Annotated in this window: 19 protein-coding genes; 7 read left to right on the top strand and 12 right to left on the bottom strand. The window is 61.3% G+C overall.

From position 1 onward, the window contains the following. Positions 1-22 precede the first annotated feature (22 nt). From AC1DWZ_RS10105 to napE, 8 genes are all read right to left on the bottom strand, one after another. Positions 23-562, bottom strand: a complete 540-nt coding sequence (locus AC1DWZ_RS10105; RefSeq protein ID WP_477168759.1) for an SRPBCC family protein — start codon at positions 560-562, stop codon at positions 23-25. Next, positions 559-906 carry an ArsR/SmtB family transcription factor gene (locus AC1DWZ_RS10100; RefSeq protein ID WP_477168758.1) on the bottom strand — a complete coding sequence of 116 codons (348 nt, stop codon included), beginning with the start codon at positions 904-906 and terminating at the stop codon, positions 559-561. The genes AC1DWZ_RS10105 and AC1DWZ_RS10100 overlap by 4 nt, the downstream gene beginning before the upstream one ends. A gap of 129 nt (positions 907-1,035) precedes the next feature. Beyond that, the gene (locus AC1DWZ_RS10095) at positions 1,036-1,755 is read right to left on the bottom strand and encodes a cytochrome c3 family protein (RefSeq protein ID WP_477168757.1); all 720 of its coding nucleotides are present in this window, start codon (positions 1,753-1,755) and stop codon (positions 1,036-1,038) included. Further along, a complete protein-coding gene (locus tag AC1DWZ_RS10090; RefSeq protein ID WP_477168756.1) occupies positions 1,752-2,261 on the bottom strand; it encodes a nitrate reductase cytochrome c-type subunit in 510 nt (169 codons plus the stop codon). Before AC1DWZ_RS10090 ends, AC1DWZ_RS10095 begins: the two co-directional genes overlap by 4 nt. Next, positions 2,258-4,762 carry a nitrate reductase catalytic subunit NapA gene (gene napA / locus AC1DWZ_RS10085; protein WP_477169492.1) on the bottom strand — a complete coding sequence of 835 codons (2,505 nt, stop codon included), beginning with the start codon at positions 4,760-4,762 and terminating at the stop codon, positions 2,258-2,260. The genes AC1DWZ_RS10090 and napA overlap by 4 nt, the downstream gene beginning before the upstream one ends. A 4-nt stretch (positions 4,763-4,766) precedes the next feature. After that, on the bottom strand, positions 4,767-5,024 hold the full coding sequence (locus AC1DWZ_RS10080; RefSeq protein ID WP_477168755.1) for a chaperone NapD: 258 nt from the start codon (positions 5,022-5,024) through the stop codon (positions 4,767-4,769). Next, complete coding sequence (gene napF / locus AC1DWZ_RS10075; RefSeq protein WP_477168754.1) at positions 5,014-5,559, bottom strand: ferredoxin-type protein NapF; 546 nt, start codon at positions 5,557-5,559, stop codon at positions 5,014-5,016. The genes AC1DWZ_RS10080 and napF overlap by 11 nt, the downstream gene beginning before the upstream one ends. A 20-nt stretch (positions 5,560-5,579) precedes the next feature. Continuing rightward, positions 5,580-5,765, bottom strand: a complete 186-nt coding sequence (napE, locus tag AC1DWZ_RS10070; protein ID WP_477168753.1) for a periplasmic nitrate reductase, NapE protein — start codon at positions 5,763-5,765, stop codon at positions 5,580-5,582. 318 nt (positions 5,766-6,083) lie between these two features. On the opposite strand from napE, the gene AC1DWZ_RS10065 reads away from it, so the two are divergent. From AC1DWZ_RS10065 to AC1DWZ_RS10055, 3 genes are all read left to right on the top strand, one after another. Then, a complete protein-coding gene (locus AC1DWZ_RS10065; RefSeq protein ID WP_477168752.1) occupies positions 6,084-7,190 on the top strand; it encodes a substrate-binding periplasmic protein in 1,107 nt (368 codons plus the stop codon). Between the two features lie 276 nt (positions 7,191-7,466). Next, positions 7,467-7,844, top strand: coding sequence for a VOC family protein (locus tag AC1DWZ_RS10060; RefSeq protein ID WP_477168751.1), 378 nt, complete (start codon positions 7,467-7,469; stop codon positions 7,842-7,844). A 199-nt stretch (positions 7,845-8,043) separates the two neighbouring features. Then, complete coding sequence (locus tag AC1DWZ_RS10055; protein ID WP_477168750.1) at positions 8,044-8,769, top strand: class I SAM-dependent methyltransferase; 726 nt, start codon at positions 8,044-8,046, stop codon at positions 8,767-8,769. Between the two features lie 212 nt (positions 8,770-8,981). Here the strand turns inward: AC1DWZ_RS10055 and AC1DWZ_RS10050 are convergent, their stop codons facing one another. Both AC1DWZ_RS10050 and AC1DWZ_RS10045 read right to left on the bottom strand, forming a co-directional pair. Continuing rightward, positions 8,982-9,635, bottom strand: coding sequence for a DUF1013 domain-containing protein (locus tag AC1DWZ_RS10050; protein WP_477168749.1), 654 nt, complete (start codon positions 9,633-9,635; stop codon positions 8,982-8,984). A 204-nt stretch (positions 9,636-9,839) separates the two neighbouring features. Continuing rightward, on the bottom strand, positions 9,840-10,838 hold the full coding sequence (locus tag AC1DWZ_RS10045) for an NAD(P)H-quinone oxidoreductase (protein WP_477168748.1): 999 nt from the start codon (positions 10,836-10,838) through the stop codon (positions 9,840-9,842). 103 nt (positions 10,839-10,941) lie between these two features. On the opposite strand from AC1DWZ_RS10045, the gene AC1DWZ_RS10040 reads away from it, so the two are divergent. Next, positions 10,942-11,124 (top strand): DUF1192 domain-containing protein, encoded by a 183-nt coding sequence (locus tag AC1DWZ_RS10040; protein ID WP_477168747.1) that lies wholly within the window; start codon positions 10,942-10,944, stop codon positions 11,122-11,124. Positions 11,125-11,553: 429 nt separating this feature from the next. On the opposite strand, the gene AC1DWZ_RS10035 is transcribed toward AC1DWZ_RS10040, so the two are convergent. Beyond that, positions 11,554-12,012: an Hsp20 family protein gene (locus AC1DWZ_RS10035; protein ID WP_477168746.1), complete on the bottom strand. Its 459-nt coding sequence runs from the start codon at positions 12,010-12,012 to the stop codon at positions 11,554-11,556. A gap of 293 nt (positions 12,013-12,305) precedes the next feature. Here AC1DWZ_RS10035 and AC1DWZ_RS10030 point away from each other — a divergent pair, with 293 nt between their 5' ends. After that, entirely contained in the window at positions 12,306-12,755 is a 450-nt protein-coding gene (locus AC1DWZ_RS10030; protein WP_477168745.1) for a DUF1465 family protein, read from the top strand. Between the two features lie 89 nt (positions 12,756-12,844). Continuing rightward, positions 12,845-14,158, top strand: a complete 1,314-nt coding sequence (locus AC1DWZ_RS10025) for a PQQ-dependent sugar dehydrogenase (protein WP_477168744.1) — start codon at positions 12,845-12,847, stop codon at positions 14,156-14,158. Positions 14,159-14,175: 17 nt separating this feature from the next. On the opposite strand, the gene AC1DWZ_RS10020 is transcribed toward AC1DWZ_RS10025, so the two are convergent. Beyond that, on the bottom strand, positions 14,176-15,090 hold the full coding sequence (locus AC1DWZ_RS10020) for a DMT family transporter (RefSeq protein WP_477168743.1): 915 nt from the start codon (positions 15,088-15,090) through the stop codon (positions 14,176-14,178). A gap of 139 nt (positions 15,091-15,229) precedes the next feature. On the opposite strand from AC1DWZ_RS10020, the gene AC1DWZ_RS10015 reads away from it, so the two are divergent. Then, the gene (locus AC1DWZ_RS10015) at positions 15,230-16,087 is read left to right on the top strand and encodes a LysR substrate-binding domain-containing protein (protein WP_477168742.1); all 858 of its coding nucleotides are present in this window, start codon (positions 15,230-15,232) and stop codon (positions 16,085-16,087) included. Positions 16,088-16,120: the final 33 nt, after the last annotated feature.

The raw sequence follows: 16,120 nt of genomic DNA, 5'->3' as shown, positions 1-16,120 counted from the left end.
ATCCTAAAGCCAGGTTCCGATTTCAAGGGACGCGTTTGTCATATTCCTTTTCCAGCGCGGCATGGTTGGACCAGAAGGGCCGCCCCGGCCGGCCGGCGAAATGATCCACCAACAGCCCCAGATGGGTGTGCCAGCCGCCGGCCACACTCAGCATGTCTTTCCGGGTCGGCAGGCGGCGATGGGTGAGGGTCAGCAGCACGTCGCTGCCCTGCTTCTTCAGATCGAAGGTCACCTCCGACCCGTCGCTGCCAAAGAGATAGCTGAGGAGATGCGGCTTCCGGCAGGCGGTGACTTCGCAGCGCATCGTGAAGCCGTCCTCGACCGCCTTGAAACGCTCTGGCGCGGGTTCGGGGCTCGCGGACAGATCGCTGTGGCGGAAAAAGAGCTCTATCTTGCCACCGGGCCGCAGGTCGCTGGATCCGCCAGCGAGCCAGATCGCGCGTTTGTCAGGATCGGTCAGATAGTTCCACACGCGCTCGATGGGGCCAGGCAGCAGACGCTCGAACACGATGCTGCCAGCTTCGGTGATAATTCCGTATTTTTCAGCCGCGGCGACACTCATTTCTGGTCTCCTCGTGATTTTCTCGGTTTGGATTTCGGTTTGGCGACAGGTTTCCTGAGCTCATGTTCGAGCGCATCGAGGCTGCTGCTCCAGAAGCGGCGCATGCGATCCAGCCAATCGTCGAGCGCCGTCAGGCCCTGCGGGTTGAGGCTGTAGATGCGCCGCTGGCCGTCGATGCGCACATGCACCAGTTCGGCCTCCTTCAACACCTTCAAATGCTGCGAGATCGCCGGCGCGCTCACCTCGAACCGTGCCGTGATGTCGCCGGCCGCCTGCGGGCCTTGTCCCAGAAGCTCGACAATGCCGCGGCGGGTGGGATCGGAAAGGGCTGTGAAAATGTCCATGTCGTTATATTTCATAATTCACTTAATTAAGTCAATACGAAAATACAAATCCCTGAAAAAGCCCCCGCCCGACAGGACGGAGGCTGTTTTCTCCCCAATCTTCTTACAGCTCTACCGAGCCTTACGGCACTACTGTGCCGCCACGTCCGTACCTGGCGTCAGCGCGCGGATCGCCTCGCCCAGCTTTCTGATGTTGTCGCTATCGTCCGGCGTATCAAGCGCCGGCGCCTCGGTCGCGTCCCAGCCGGGGACACCCTCCATGTCCGGGAGATGATGCGCGATGCCCTTGTGGCAATCGATGCAGGTCTTTTCGCCCGACGCCAGATAGGTGCTGTGCGCGGTCGCCGCGCGCGCATTCTGGCGGGTGAAATCCATATATTCGAAATCGTGGCAGTTGCGGCATTCGAGCGAGTCATTGGCCTTGAGGCGCTTCCACTCGTGCTCTGCCAGCTCGCGGCGCTTGTCGAGGAATTTCTCGCGCGTGTTGATGGTACCGAAGATCTTCCCCCAGACCTCTTTCGACGCCTGCATCTTGCGGGCGATCTTGTCGGTCCATTGGTGTGGCACATGGCAGGCGGGACAGGTGGCGCGCACGCCAGACCGGTTGGTGAAATGGATCGTGGTTTTCAGCTCTTCATAGACATTGTCGCGCATTTCATGACACGAGACGCAGAAGGTCTCGGTGTTTGTAAGCTCCAGCGCGGTGTTGAACCCGCCCCAGAAGATGATACCGGCCACGAACCCGCCGATGGTGAGGAAGCCGAGGCTGAAATGCACGCTGGGTTTGCGCAGTACGAACCAGATTTCACCCGCGCGCTGCCAACCCCAGCGCCATAGACGGCCGATCATGGGTTCTCCTCCCCCGACTCGCCGTCGTCGCTGCCATTGCCCTTGTTCCGGAACGCGCGCAGGATTTCATCGATCGGCATGAACTGGTTCTCGACCAGATCGGGCGCTTCGCTCTGCGTCACATGACATTGCGTGCAGAAATAGCGTCGCGGCGTCACCGTCACCAGGGTCTGCCCCTCGCGGTCCACGAAATGCGTGATGCTGATCATCGGCGCCTGCGATTCCGCGGTGAATTCGCGGGTATGGCAGGTAAGGCATTTGTTGGCGTTGAGGGTCACCGGATAGTCGCGGATATTATGCGGGATGACCGGCGGCTGTTCGGGATAATTGCGGGCGCGCCGCTTGTCGTCATTGATCTCCTTATAGATCGGCGGCGGCGCCACCTCCTCCGTGGGCGGCACGGCACCGCGCAGATCGGTCACCTCCTGTGCCATGGCGACGGCAACGGCAAAGCCGGCGAGCCCGACACCGGCAATCATCAGCCTGAGCGCGCGGCGAACTCTCATGACGCCACCTTTTCGATGCGGACGGCACATTTCTTGTAGTCGGTCTGCTTGGAGATGGGATCGGTGGCATCGAGTGTCACCTTGTTGATGAGGCGCCCTTCGTCGAACCAGGGCACGAAGACGAGGCCGCGCGGTGGCTTGTTGCGGCCGCGCGTCTCGACACGGACACGGATTTCTCCCCGGCGCGAGATCACCTTCACATCATCGCCGCGGCGCAGATTGCGCTTCTTGGCATCATCCGGATGCATGTAGCAAAGGGCATTCGGCACAGCACGGTTAAGTTCCGGCACGCGCCTGGTCATTGTGCCGGAATGCCAATGTTCCAGCACCCGGCCGGTGGACAGCCACAGATCATATTCCGCGTCCGGCGATTCCGGCGGCGCCTCATAGGGCAGCGCGAAAATGAGCGCCTTCTTGTCCTTGTAGCCGTAGAACTGCACATCGCTGCCCGCTTCGACATAGGGATCGTAGGTCTCGCGGTAGCGCCAGCGCGTCTCCTGGCCCTTCACCACCGGCCAGCGCAGCCCACGCACCTTGTGATAGGTGTCGAAGGGCGCCAGATCGTGGCCATGGCCACGGCCGAAGCCGGCATATTCCTCGAACAGGCCCTTCTGCACATAGAAGCCGAAGGCCTCGGATTCGTGATTGTTGTAGCCCTCCTCGATATCGCTCACCGGGAACTTGTCCACGGTCCCGTTGGCAAACAGCACCTCGAACAAGGTCTTGCCCTTGAACTGCGGGTTGGCCTCGAGCACGTCGGGTGCCCACACCTCATCGGTCGTGAAACGCTTTGAGAATTCCATGAGCTGCCACAGATCGGACCGCGCCTCGCCGGGCGCCGTCACCAGCTGGTGCCAGAAATGGGTGCGCCGCTCGGCATTGCCATAGGCGCCCTCCTTCTCCACCCACATGGCCGCGGGCAGGATGAGATCGGCCGCCATCGTGGTCACAGTCGGATAGGCGTCCGACACGGTGATGAAATTCTCCGGGTTGCGATAGCCCGGATAGGTCTCCTCGTTCATGTTGGCGCCGGCCTGCATGTTGTTGTTGACCTGCACCCAATAGGCATTGAGCTTGCCGTCCTTGAGCATGCGGTTCTGCATCACCGCGTGATAGCCGGGCTTTTCCGGGATGGTGCCTTCCGGTATCTGCCAGATCTCCTCGGCATGCTTGCGGTGTTCCGGATTGGTGACCACCATGTCGGCCGGCAGCCGATGCGAGAAGGTCCCGACCTCGCGCGCTGTCCCGCAGGCCGAAGGCTGGCCGGTCAATGAGAATGGCGAATTGCCCGGCTCCGAGATTTTCCCGGTCAGCAGGTGGATGTTATAGATCATGTTGTTGCACCAGACGCCGCGCGTATGCTGGTTGAAACCCATGGTCCAGAACGACACCACCTTGGTGCTGGGATCGGCATAGATCTCGGCCATGGCCAGCAGCTGTTCCTGAGGGACGCCGCTCAGCTCGGATACCTTCTCTACCGGGTAGTCGGCAACGAAGGCCGCGAATTCCTCAAATGTCATCGGCGTCGAATCATTGGCGTCGGCCGCGTGTTTGGCTGCCGCCTCCTTGGGATGGTCCGGCCGCAGCCCATAACCGATGTCGGTGACCCCACGGCGGAAGCTCGTATGCTTTTCGACGAAATCCTTGTTGACCCGGTTGGTCGAAATGATGTGATGGGCGATGAAGTTGAGGATCGCCAGATCGGTCTGCGGTGTGAACACGATCGGAATATCGGCAAGGTCGAAGCTGCGATGTTCGAAGGTCGACATCACGACCACTTTGACATGCGGGTTGGACAGGCGCCGGTCGGCAACGCGGGTCCACAGGATCGGATGCATCTCCGCCATGTTCGAACCCCACAGCACGAAGGCATCGGTCGCCTCGATATCGTCATAGCAGCCCATCGGCTCATCCATGCCGAAGGTTCGCATGAAGCCGACCGCGGCCGAGGCCATGCAATGGCGGGCATTGGGATCGAGATTGTTCGACCGGAAACCGGCTTTCATCAGCTTGAGGCCGGCATAGCCTTCCCACACCGTCCACTGGCCGGACCCGAACATGCCGACCGCCGTGGGGCCTTTCTCCTTCAGCACGCGCTTCCATTGCGCGGCCATCTCGTCGAAGGCGCGCTCCCAGCTCACCGGCTGAAACTCGCCATCCTTGGCATAGACACCGTCCTTCATGCGCAGCAAGGGCTGCGTCAGCCGGTCGGCGCCATACATGATCTTGGAGAGAAAATAGCCTTTGACGCAGTTGAGGCCGCGATTGACCTCGGCGTGAATGTCGCCATGGGTGGCGACCACCTGGTTGTCGCGGACCGCCACCATGACACCGCAGCCGGTGCCGCAGAAACGGCATGGCGCCTTCGACCATTCAAGCCGCGCTTCGTCACCGGGAATGATGCCGTTGGCTGCTTGCGCGCCGGGGATATGGATACCGGCGACGGTGGCGGCGATCGCGGCGGCCTTGGCCTTGATCATCTGGCGGCGGGTCAGGTTCAGCATGTTATGCCTCCTCGGCGGTATCGATCTCGTGATAGATCATCGACGTGGCGACGATCCCGGGTATCTCGTTGATCAGGTTGATATGGCTGAGGATGTCAGCCTCATGGGCGGTCTCCAGCACAACAACCAGCTTGCCGCTGTCGCTGACGCCGTGAATCTCGGCACCGGCCAAGGCGCTGATGCGGGCAGATGCCTCGGCACGGCATTCAGGGCGCACATGCACCACAAGGCTGGAGATATGCACCCGGTCAGCCGCCATGGGCCGTCTCCAGTTCAAAAAGGGCAATGGCCTCGGCCGGGCAAGGTGCCACACAGCCGCCGCAGCCGGTGCAGCGCGCAAGATCGACATGGGGATGGGGAATGCGCCCGGCGCCATAGGCAAAGCTGATGGCGCCGTCGCTACAGCCGTCCTTGCAGCTTTGACACATGATGCCGGAATTCGTGAGGCACGCAGTGCCGACCGCCGCGCGCCAGTGCCACGGTGCTTCCGCGGCGCGCGCCGTCGCAGCAAGGAACGCCGGCGCCGGGCAGACCTCCGCGCAGGCACCGCAGAAGGTGCACAGGCCCTCACCACGCCGGAAATCGACTGCTGCCAACTTGTCGGCGCCGATGTAGAGGATCGCTTCCGGGCAGGCCGTCACGCAATCGCCGCAGCCGGTGCAGGCGGCGGCAAAGGCGGATTCAGACAGCGTCCAGGGTGGCCGCAGCCCGCGGACTTTCAGCGCCGCCGCTTTTGCAGCGGGCCTGCCGGTCAAAAAAGCACGGCGTGATCGAGCGGTCTCTTGCGAACCCATGCCGATTGCCTTTCTCGCGCTCAGGTCCCCGGCGGGCCGGTGAAGATCTGGTAGAACCAGATGGCAAAGCCGTAGCTGCCGACAAACGCAATGCTGAGCAGCGGCGCCAGGAAGATGGTGAGGAAGAGGAAGGTCAAAAGCTCGCGCCGCCGCCGTGTCGGCTGGCTCATATGCGGATCATCCGCAATGTGGTGGGAAACTGTCATATGGCTCTCCTGTCGGGCAGGTTGGCGCGCTCAGCCCCGTCATTCGCAAAACAAGTATATTAAATACCACTATTCAGTAAAGGGGTATAACCGCACCTGCGCAACATGCCGCAGAGGCGGTTTTCTCGTCAGCCGCTGCATCAGCGCACAGCGGCCCAGCAAATCTTGTAATTCCGGGACTCTACGAGGTTTGCGCAGCGGGCGCCATCTCCGTTCCTGGCAACGGACAAACGGACAGATTGGCCCGGGTGCCAGGACCCGGCTGCACCATCGCCGCCTTGTCTAGCTGTCACGCACGTGGTGCAAGAAGGATTGTACTTGCTGGCGCAGATCGTCTGTTTCTTCGACGAGGGACCCGACCGATTCCTTGACCTGTCCGGCAGCCGTCCCGGTATGTTTGGCAGATCCAGCAACGCCGACAATGTTCTCCGACGCGCCAGCAGTGCGTCGGCGACAATCGGGATCAGAGTCACTGCTGTCCCGGATTTTACCGACACGCTCGACCCTGCGTTCGACTTGAATCCCCGTCGGTCACAGTCCAAGATCGCCGGAAGGAAGAACATCGTGGAGGCAGTCATGTCGTTGCTCGCCCGTCTGGTGTTCGTCCTGCTACTCCTTGCGCAGGACGCTGCTGCCGAAGTCGTCCGCTTTCCGAGTCCGGAGTTTGAAGGCGACCATCGCTCCGACTATGCGCTGCAACTGCTGAAGCTGGCTCTGTCGAAGGTCGGGCCCGACTATCGGATCGAGCTGGCCGAGGTTCCGATGAACCAGGATCGCCAGGTTGTCGAACTGGAGGTCGGGCACTTGATCGACGTCGCGCCACTGCCCAGTTCGGCCGAGCGCGAGGCGAGGCTGCTCGCCGTGCGCATCCCCATCAACAAGGGCGTGCTCGGCCTGCGGCTGGGGTTGGTCCGCAAGGGCGACACCGCGCGGCTCGCGGGCGTGAAGACGCTCGACGACCTGAAGCACGTGCGCCTGGCCCAGGGGCAAGGATGGCCGGACATCGAGATCCTGCGCGCCAACGGGGTGTCGGTCATCACGGCGACGAGCTACGAGGGGCTGTTCAAGATGCTGGTCGCCGAACGTTTCGACTATTTCCCGCGCAGTGCGCTGGAAATCTGGGACGAACAGGCCAGCAATGCCGGCACGTTGGAAATCGAGCCGCACATCGCGCTGCACTACTACTACGACGCCTACTACATGCTCAACCGCGACAACACGCAGCTGGCCGAGATCATCCGCCAGGGGCTTGAAAAAGCTATCGCCGATGGCTCGGCCGACCAGCTCTTCGACAAGTACTACGGCGAGCGCTTGCGCCAGGCTGGCCTGGACAAGCGCGTGATCATCGAGCTGAAGAATCCGCTGCTCACGCCCGGCACCCCGCTAGACCGGCCCGAGCTTTGGTACGGCTTCCACAGCGAGTAACACACGTGATCTGCTCGCGGTAGGACTTCGGCGGCAATCGGCAGAGCCGGCAATCGGGGTCGGCAATCGGGGTCAGAGTGAGATTTCTATTCCCGAAATCGGGGGCTGGAAATCGCGCCAATGGAGTCTCACAAAATCAGAGTCCGATCTCGACTTTGCTGAACGCCCATCGCGCCAAATACCTCCCGGCGCCCGGCTGGTTCTAGGCACATCCGCTTGCCCACGTCTGCAAAACGCGTTAGGCCTCGCGCAAGCCAACACACGTCAGGAGACCTCATGTTTGACCATGTCAAATTCGGCGTCAGCGACTATGCAGCCAGCAAAGCGTTCTTCCTCAAGGCACTCGAACCGCTCGGCGTCGCTATTGTCTCGGAAGGGCAGCCCACTTACGGCATAGAGCTTAGCCCAAAGGGCAACCCCTCTTCATTGTGCCTGTTCCAAACCGATGAGAAGCCGGCGCATCTTCACTTGGCGTTCGTGGCCAAGAAGCGCGAGCAGGTCGACGCTTTCTATCACGCGGCTCTGGGGGCGGGCGGCAAAGACAATGGCGCGCCGGGTCTCCGCCCACACTATCACGCCAACTACTATGCAGCTTTCGTCATTGGTCCGGACGGGCACAACATCGAAGTGGTTTGCCACGAACCAGAGGTCTGACCTTTCCATTGAGAGACGCGGGAATCGGGAGCAACATGATTTCCGCTGGCCATCGAATATTGGAGTCTGACCCCGATTTCCCTTCTATGACACTGCTTTCCTAAGCGAGGGTCGAGCCCTATCCATCTAGGCAACAACACCTGCTCTTGTTAGGATGACTAAAGTATTTTGTGCTCTTGTCAGTGAGGTCCTTATTCCAATGAATTTCGATGCACTAAACCTCATATTTCGCAATCCGAGCTATAAGCGTAACAACAATCGTCGCCAGGAGCATCTGGCAACGCTTGGTCTGGATGTCTTTGACAAATCCGTTCTCGAGCTTGGCGCAGGACTTGGTGATCACACCTCATTCTTCCTAGATCGCGGCTGCACTGTAACGAGTATCGAGGCGCGTCCGGAGAATTGCAAATTCTTCGCCGCGACCATGGAGTTCGTCGGAAAGCATGGCTATTTTCCTGCCGCAAAATGGAACCTGATCGAGGCCGATGTGAACGCCCTGAATCCGACAGCGCTCGGAAAATTTGACATCGTCTATGCTTACGGCATTTTCTACCATCTGGCAGACCCGGATGGAGCCCTTAAGCTCTTCGCGGCGTTCTGCGGTGACCTGCTCCTCCTGGAAACCTGCGTCTCAGTCGGAGACTACGAAGCGGCTAACATTGTTACGGAACCTAAGGAAGTTCAAACCCAAGCCTTTGACGGCCTGGGCTGCCGGCCAACACGTCCATGGATTTTCAATCGGCTCCGGGCCCTGTTCCCTTACGTCTACGTCCCCAAGACACAGCCGGTGCACGAAGACTTCCCCATCGACTGGACCGTGGCTCCCAAAACAGAATTGACACGGGCTGTCTTCATCGCCTCAAGACAGCCGATTGACAGTCCGATGCTGCTGAGTGAGTTGCCAGCGAAGCAGTCATATCGATAGGCAAGAGGAACGCCATGAGGAATCGCCGTCAGAGTGAGATTTTCGCTGGCCCAAACTGGAGCCTGACCTCGAGTTCTTTATGATCGTCGCTTCACTATCATTACTATCACGCCAAGGCAAAACTGCGAGCCACTGAAAATCAAGCCAAGCACGCCGCGGACAAAAAAAGCCGCTGCCCTTGCGAGGCAGCGGCTTTTTTGTTTGGCGGGGACTTACCCCTTGGTCGGGAACAGCGCCGAGAGATCGCCCCAGCGCGAATTGGGGTTCTGGCCTTCATCCTGATGCTCGTGATGCTCTTCCGGCAGTTCATGGCCGGGCAGCGGATCCAATGTTGCGGGCTTGCCGGCGGCCTTGCGGGCCTTCAAGATCGCGGCGTTGAGATCGGTCTGGGTGCACAGGCCCAAGAGCACCGGATCGCGCGGGCGCAGATTGGCGGTGTTCCAATGGCTGCGGTCGCGGATGGCGGCGATGGTCTGCTTGGTGGTGCCGATGAGGCGCGAGACCTGCGCATCAGAGAGTTCCGGATGATGGCGGATGAGCCACGCCACCGCGTCAGGCTTGTCCTGGCGCTTCGAGACCGGCGTGTAACGCGGGCCCTTGGTGCGGGTGAGGGGCTGCGGGATGTCGGACTTCGCCATCTTGAGGTTGGCGGCGGTATCGTCCTCGCAGCGCTTGATCTCTTCGGCGGTCAGCTGGCCGTTGCCGATCGGGTCCTGGCCGACGATGCCCACGGCAACCTCGCCATCGGCGATGCCCTGCACTTCCAGCGGGTGGAGGTTGGTGAAGGCACCAATCTGCTCGAAGGAGAGCGCGGTGTTTTCAATGAGCCATACGGCGGTGGCTTTGGGCATCAGGATCTGGGTCATGACTACTCCTCTTCGCCAACGGGGCGGCAACCCCGTCGGGCGGTCAAGCAACGACTTGACCAATGTTGGAAAAACGGCCGGGGCGCCACAAATCGGCGCCGAACACGGCTCTTCCCTCAGGCAAATAGCACTGGCCCCGGGAAGTTCCAAGGGCAATCTTTGCGCCAGGCTGGGGTGCGCACCCTAACCGATTGAAATCAGGCTCTAAACCGTCAATACGATCTTGCCGGTATGGGCACTGGATTCCATCAGGCGGTGGCCCTCGGCGGCCTCTTTGAGCGGGAAGGTTTTATAGATCAGCGGCTTCACCTTGCCTGCGTCCAGCAGCGGCCAGACCTGGGCCTTGAGGGAAGCGGCGATGCTGGCCTTTTGCGCCACCGACCGGGGGCGCAACGTGGACCCGGTGATGGTCTGGCGCTTCACCATCACCTGCGCGAAATTCACCTCGGCCTTGGCACCCTGCAGGAAGGCGATCATGACCAGGCGGCCATCCAGCCCAAGGCAGTTGAGGTTGCGGTTGATGTAGTCGCCACCGACCATGTCGAGGATGAGATCGACGCCCTTCTTATCGGTCGCAGCCAGCACCTCGGCCACGAAATCCGCACTGCGATAGTTGATCGCGATGTCGGCACCGAGTTGCCTGCAGGCAGCGGCCTTGTCATCGCCGCCAACCGTGGTGATCACCCTCGCACCGAATTGGTGGGCGAGTTGAATGGCCGTGGTGCCGATGCCGCTTGATCCGCCATGCACAAGGAAGGTCTCGCCGGCCTTGAGCGCACCGCGTTCGAACACATTGGTCCACACGGTGAAGAACGTCTCCGGCAGGGCTGCCGCATGAATCATGTCGAAGCCCTTTGGCACCGGCAAGCATTGCGGCGCTGGTGCTGCGCAATATTCGGCATAGCCGCCGCCCGAGACCAAGGCCGCGACCTTGTCACCCACATGCCACGCGGTCACACCTGGTGCCACCGCGACGATCTCGCCGGCAACTTCGAGCCCCGGCAGGTCGGAGGCACCCGGCGGTGGTGCGTAACCACCCGTCCGCTGCAGCACATCCGGCCGGTTGATGCCGGCCGCCGCCACCTTGATCAGCACCTCATCCGCCGCCAATGTCGGCAGCGGGCGCTTGGCCGGGCGCAGCACTTCGGGGCCACCGAAGCTGCTGATCTCGATCGCGGTCATCTCAGTGGGCAAGGCGGTCATGGCGGATCCTTCCGGTTTAGAGACCCCCGACCTAGCCGCCCGACATGGCAATTGGCAAGGGCTGCGTCTAAACTGACGCAAGGAACCAGCGAAAGACCCCGCCATGGATACGGATGATCTCGACCCCATCACCAAGAAGCCGAAGCTCCGCAATCTCGACCCGCTCGGGGTGGAGGATCTGGAAAATTACATCGCCCAGCTGCGGGAAGAAATCGCCCGGGTCGAGGCGGACATCGCCCGGAAGAAAAAGCACCTGTCGGCGGCTGAAAGCCTGTTCAAAAACTGAATGCTTATTCAGGAAAATAGGCCGATTCAAAAACGCAACAAAATAATCCGTGATGTTAACGGATTGTTCACCCGCGCGGGTTAATTTGGCAGTCAGGAAGGACCTGTCCTTCCTCTCCTGGATCTCTCCGATCCAGTTTCATGCCTCCCTGTCTAACTCGCCGCCGGCCCAATAGGCCGGCGGATTTGTTTCTGCACAAATGAATTTCATGCCTTCTAATCACGACGCGATCGCTCAGGTTTAGAATGGCCGGATCACGAAAGCGCGTGCGTACGGGTCGGCAAACGAATCTAGCTTGACCTCCGTCGTCCCCGCTCCTAACTTTCGGCTGCGACAAGTTAGACAGGTCTGAGGCTTTACAAAATTGAGAGGGCCGCAACCGGGAAACCGGTTAGCGGCCCTCCGCTATTTCAGGCTTATGCTTCTTGCTCAGGCAGCCTTGCTCTCAATGACCTGCGGCTGCGCTACACCGTTGATCGCAATGGTGCGCGGCTTCATCGCTTCCGGCACTTCGCGTTTGAGATCGATGCTCAGCAGGCCATTGGCGAGGCTGGCACCGGTGACACGGATATGATCGGCAAGCTCAAAGCGGCGCTCGAACGCCCGGCCGGCGATGCCGCGGTGAAGATAGCTCTTGGGCTGCTCTTCCTTGGTCGGCTTGCCCGCAACGACGAGCTGGTTTTCCTGCGCTGTGATGGTGATTTCGGCGTCTGAGAAGCCGGCGACCGCCATGGTGATGCGGTAGGAATCTTCGCTCGCCTGCTCGATGTTGTAGGGCGGGTAGGCCAATTGGGCTTCGTCGACACGCAGCGCTGAATCCATCAGGCGCGACAGACGGTCATAGCCAACCGAAGAGCGGAAAAGGGGGGTGAGGTCGAACGTACGCATAGCCATATCCTCCAGTGAGCAACATGGGATTAAATGTGGGCCATCGCGAGGATCGGCCCGGTTCATATCGGCACCCAGATCTGCGGCGCGCCGACAAATCACCATCTAGGTTGTGCGTTTCGCTCCTTCAAGCCCCGATCATCACTTTTTCTTAACCGGTTGGAATGTCTGCTAGGGGTGAGCACCACCCATGCTTTGATAGGGGATCAAATCCGGGTTGGGCGGTGTTAGGTATTTCAAGATGCTCGGGATGAGGTGTGGGCCCGGGCGCGCTTTGACGGAGTTGACGATCGATGGCCACGATCGAGTTTTATGACCGCACCATGTCGGAGACGATGGGGCTGCTGGTCGACGCCCGCCGCTATCTCAGCGACCGGGCCGAAGCCGATACGCGCAGCCTGACCATCGATCAGGGCTTGGCGAGTTCGGTCGAGACCATGCGCCTGGTGTCGCGCCTTACCGAGGCGCTGGCCTGGTTGCTGACACACCGTGCTGTCCTTACCGGCGAACTCACGCTCGATGAGGCCCTGGCGCCGGAACGTCGTCTGGGCGGACATCATCTGTGTGGCCGCGATACCACCGACGACATGCGCGCGATGCCGGCCGATTTCCAGAGACTGATGGCGCGCAGCCTCGAACTCTACCAACGCATTGCCCATCTCGACGCCCAGGTCAGCAACCGCGTCACCCAGCCGATCGACAATGGCTCCTGGCCGCCGGAACGCGGCAGCGGTCGAGCCTAGCGGCAGCAGCATCTCCCATCACGGACGGAACGCTTGGCGGCACACAGCGTTGTGCTGTCGACCGCTTTCCTCGTCCCCGTGGTGCAACGATGAAACATCTGCTGCCCGTCTCGATGCTGAGCACAGCGCTGCTGCTGGTAGCCTGTGGGCATGAGGCAGAAGTTCCTGCCAGCGAAACGATGGGCGCCAACCCCACCCTGCCGGCACCCAGCGAAACGCTCATCCCCACCGTCAACATTGCCGACGCGGTCGGCTGGCGCGATGGCGAGAAGCCGGCCGCTGCCGACGGCTTGGCTGTATCGGCCTTTGCGGTGGGCCTCGTGCATCCGCGCTGGCTCTATGTGCTGCCCAACGGCGACGTGCTGGTGGCCGAGACCAACGCGCCGCCGCGGCCGGACGAAGGCGGCGGCATTCGCGGCTGGTTCTTCAGCCTGTTCCAGGGCAAGGCCGGCGCGGCAACGGAGAGCGCCAACCGCATCACCTTGCTGCGCGATACCAACCAAGATGGCATCGCCGATCTGCAGACACCGTTCATCAACGATTTGAATTCGCCGTTCGGCATGGCGCTTGTCGGTGACACTTTCTATGTCGCCAACACGGATGCGGTGCTGCGCTTTCCCTATCATGCCGGCGCTACGAAGATCGCCGAAAAGGGCGTCAAGGTCACCGACTTGCCGGCCGGCACCCGCAATCATCATTGGACCAAGAACCTGATCGCCAGCGCCGATGGCCAGCATCTCTACGCCACCGTCGGATCGAACAGCAATGTCGGCGAGAACGGGTTGGACATCGAAAAGGGCCGCGCCGCGATCATGGAAATCGACACGGCCACCGGCCAGTCGCGTTTGTTCGCGTCGGGCCTGCGCAATCCCAATGGCCTCGCCTGGTCGAAAGATACCGGCGCGCTATGGACCGTGGTCAATGAGCGCGATGAACTGGGCAGCGATCTGGTGCCGGACTATCTGACCTCGGTCAAGGAAGGTGCCTTCTACGGCTGGCCGTTCAGCTATTACGGCCAGCATGTCGACGAGCGTGTCGAGCCGCAGGACCCGGCGATGGTGGCCAATGCGATCAAGCCGGATTATGCACTGGGCAACCACGTGGCGCCGCTGGGGCTCGCCTTTGCTGAAGGGACGCTGCTGCCCGACCGTTTCCGCGACGGCGCCTTCATCGGCCAGCACGGCTCGTGGAACCGGGAACCGCGCAGCGGCTATGACGTGGTGTTCGTCTCCTTCAAGGATGGGCAACCGACGGGCAAGCCGATCCCGGTCCTGACCGGCTTCGTCAACGCGGACGATGAGGCGCAGGGCCGCCCGGTCGGCGTGGCGATGGACAAATCGGGCGCGCTGCTTGTGGCGGACGATGTCGGCAACACCATCTGGCGCGTGACGCCGAAGCGCTAACCTCGGCGCGCCAACCTTCAAGCCGCCGACGCACGCCGCCCTGTCAGGCGCCAGCCAAGCCGTACGCCCATGGTGCCCATCGCGATCAGCATCATGCCGATGGCCTGCGCCCAGCCCAGCGGATGGGCGTAGACGACCCAGTCGATGAGGATGGCGACCAGCGGATAGATGAAGGTCAGCACCCCGATCACGGGTGTGGTGAGGCGCGGATAGGCCGAATAAATAAGGACATAGGCGATGCCGGTATGGAGGATGCCGATGCCGGCCAACCAGAACCAGGATGCCGCCGGCACATGTTGGGTGACATCGGCGAAGGGTGCCAGCATGACGATTCCCGTTATTGTCTGGCAGAGCGCCGTCAGTTCCGGCCGCTGACCGCCAAGGCCCTTGGCCAGGATCGTCGCCACCGCATAGAGCAACGCCGCCCCGAGCGACATCGCGATCCCCAGCAACCAGCTGGCGCTGAGTGAACCGGGCGCGAGGACAAGGCCGCTGGCCAGCACGACACCGAGGAAGGCAGCGATCATCCACATGATCTGGTCGACGGTGACGCGTTCCTTGAGGAACAAGACGCCGATGAGGACCACGAAGAAGGGCTGGATATGATAGACGATCGTTGTCGTCGCGATCGATGTCATGGAAAAGCCGGCGAAGAACGCAGTCCAGCTCAGCACCATGCAGACGCCGCCGAGCACGGCAAGGCCGAGCTTCGAGACAGAGAGTTCCTGCCACCGCAGATAACCGCGGAAGGCGCACCAGGCGCCCAGAAACAGCGTGCCGAAGACACAACGCCAGAAGACGATCGTCACCGGATCGAGTCCCGATTCCGTGGCGAAAGCACCCACCGTGCCGATGATCGCCATGGCGATGGCCAGACGAGCCGCTGGGAAGCGGGTCTCCGTGATCGATGGGGTTCCGGCGTTGATATCCATAGGCTGGTGCCTGTTCAAAAGCTGTGCCGGTTCAAGATCTGGGCCGGTCAAAGGCTGTTAGGGCACCAGCTAACCGTCTCGAAAGACTTCAGTAAAACGAATAGATTTGGAAATCATTATTCATTATATTGATAGTGATATGCCAGCACCGCTCGATCTCGATCTGCTCCGAAGCTTTGTCGCCGTCGTTGAGGGCGGCAGCATTTCACATGCGGCCCCGCAGATCGGCCGCAGCCAATCGGCGATCAGCATGCAGATGCAGCGGCTGGAACAATCTGTGGGCAAGCAGTTGCTGACCCGCACACCGCGCGCGGTCACCCCCACCCAGGCCGGCGAGAGTTTCCTTATCTATGCCCGGCGGCTCCTCAAACTGTCGGACGAAGCCTGGGCCAGCGTCACGCGCCCGGAGGCGGCCGGCAGCGTGCGCCTTGGCGTGCCGGATGATTACGCCGCCTTCCTGCTGCCGCCGGTCCTCTCCCGCTTCGGGGCGGAGCATCCGTTCGTGATGGTGGAACTGATCTGCGAGCAATCGAGCGCGCTCGTCAAAACCATGCAGGAAGGACGGATCGATCTTGCCATCGTCTCGCGCCTGCCGTCGCAGCCGCTGGAGATTTTACGGCGGGAGCGTTTCGTCTGGGTGGCGTCTCCGCATCATGTCGCCTGGGAGAGCGATCCCTTGCCGATCGCCCTCTTCGAACCCGGCTGCATCGCCCGCGCCCATGTCATCCACGCACTGGGTGAGGCCGACATCGCCTATCGCTGCACTTATTCGAGCGCCAGCCTGCTGGGCCTCGTGGCTGTCGTCCAGGCCGGCCTCGCCGTCGCTGGCCTCGCACAATGCAGCGTCCCGCCGACCTTGCGCGTCATCGGCGAGGAGGAAGGATTGCCGCCCTTGCAGGATCTGGAAATCAGCATCCTGCGCAACCCGACCTCGACCGGTACCGCTGTCGACCGGCTCAATGAATTTCTTCGCCGCGATTTGATGCAGCGGTTATAAATCTCGCACCCCGTTCAAACACCACCCTGCCCG

The sequence above is a fragment of the Dongia sp. P2_B8 genome (assembly GCF_056404715.1).
The sequence above is the reverse complement of the archived record's forward strand: the minus strand, read 5'-3'. Positions and strand labels throughout refer to the sequence as shown.

Bases quoted from the DNA above. Each gene is read 5' to 3' on its own strand.
- napE (WP_477168753.1), bottom strand. From the start codon at position 5,765: ATGACAGTTTCCCACCACATTGCGGATGATCCGCATATGAGCCAGCCG.
- AC1DWZ_RS10095 (WP_477168757.1), bottom strand. From the start codon at position 1,755: ATGATCGGCCGTCTATGGCGCTGGGGTTGGCAGCGCGCGGGTGAAATC.
- AC1DWZ_RS10020 (WP_477168743.1), bottom strand. From the start codon at position 15,090: ATGGATATCAACGCCGGAACCCCATCGATCACGGAGACCCGCTTCCCA.
- AC1DWZ_RS10045 (WP_477168748.1), bottom strand. From the start codon at position 10,838: ATGACCGCCTTGCCCACTGAGATGACCGCGATCGAGATCAGCAGCTTC.
- AC1DWZ_RS10105 (WP_477168759.1), bottom strand. From the start codon at position 562: ATGAGTGTCGCCGCGGCTGAAAAATACGGAATTATCACCGAAGCTGGC.
- AC1DWZ_RS10040 (WP_477168747.1), top strand. From the start codon at position 10,942: ATGGATACGGATGATCTCGACCCCATCACCAAGAAGCCGAAGCTCCGC.
- AC1DWZ_RS10100 (WP_477168758.1), bottom strand. From the start codon at position 906: ATGGACATTTTCACAGCCCTTTCCGATCCCACCCGCCGCGGCATTGTC.
- AC1DWZ_RS10080 (WP_477168755.1), bottom strand. From the start codon at position 5,024: ATGGCGGCTGACCGGGTGCATATCTCCAGCCTTGTGGTGCATGTGCGC.
- AC1DWZ_RS10090 (WP_477168756.1), bottom strand. From the start codon at position 2,261: ATGAGAGTTCGCCGCGCGCTCAGGCTGATGATTGCCGGTGTCGGGCTC.
- AC1DWZ_RS10050 (WP_477168749.1), bottom strand. From the start codon at position 9,635: ATGACCCAGATCCTGATGCCCAAAGCCACCGCCGTATGGCTCATTGAA.
- AC1DWZ_RS10060 (WP_477168751.1), top strand. From the start codon at position 7,467: ATGTTTGACCATGTCAAATTCGGCGTCAGCGACTATGCAGCCAGCAAA.
- AC1DWZ_RS10035 (WP_477168746.1), bottom strand. From the start codon at position 12,012: ATGCGTACGTTCGACCTCACCCCCCTTTTCCGCTCTTCGGTTGGCTAT.
- AC1DWZ_RS10055 (WP_477168750.1), top strand. From the start codon at position 8,044: ATGAATTTCGATGCACTAAACCTCATATTTCGCAATCCGAGCTATAAG.
- napF (WP_477168754.1), bottom strand. From the start codon at position 5,559: ATGGGTTCGCAAGAGACCGCTCGATCACGCCGTGCTTTTTTGACCGGC.
- AC1DWZ_RS10025 (WP_477168744.1), top strand. From the start codon at position 12,845: ATGAAACATCTGCTGCCCGTCTCGATGCTGAGCACAGCGCTGCTGCTG.
- AC1DWZ_RS10015 (WP_477168742.1), top strand. From the start codon at position 15,230: ATGCCAGCACCGCTCGATCTCGATCTGCTCCGAAGCTTTGTCGCCGTC.
- AC1DWZ_RS10030 (WP_477168745.1), top strand. From the start codon at position 12,306: ATGGCCACGATCGAGTTTTATGACCGCACCATGTCGGAGACGATGGGG.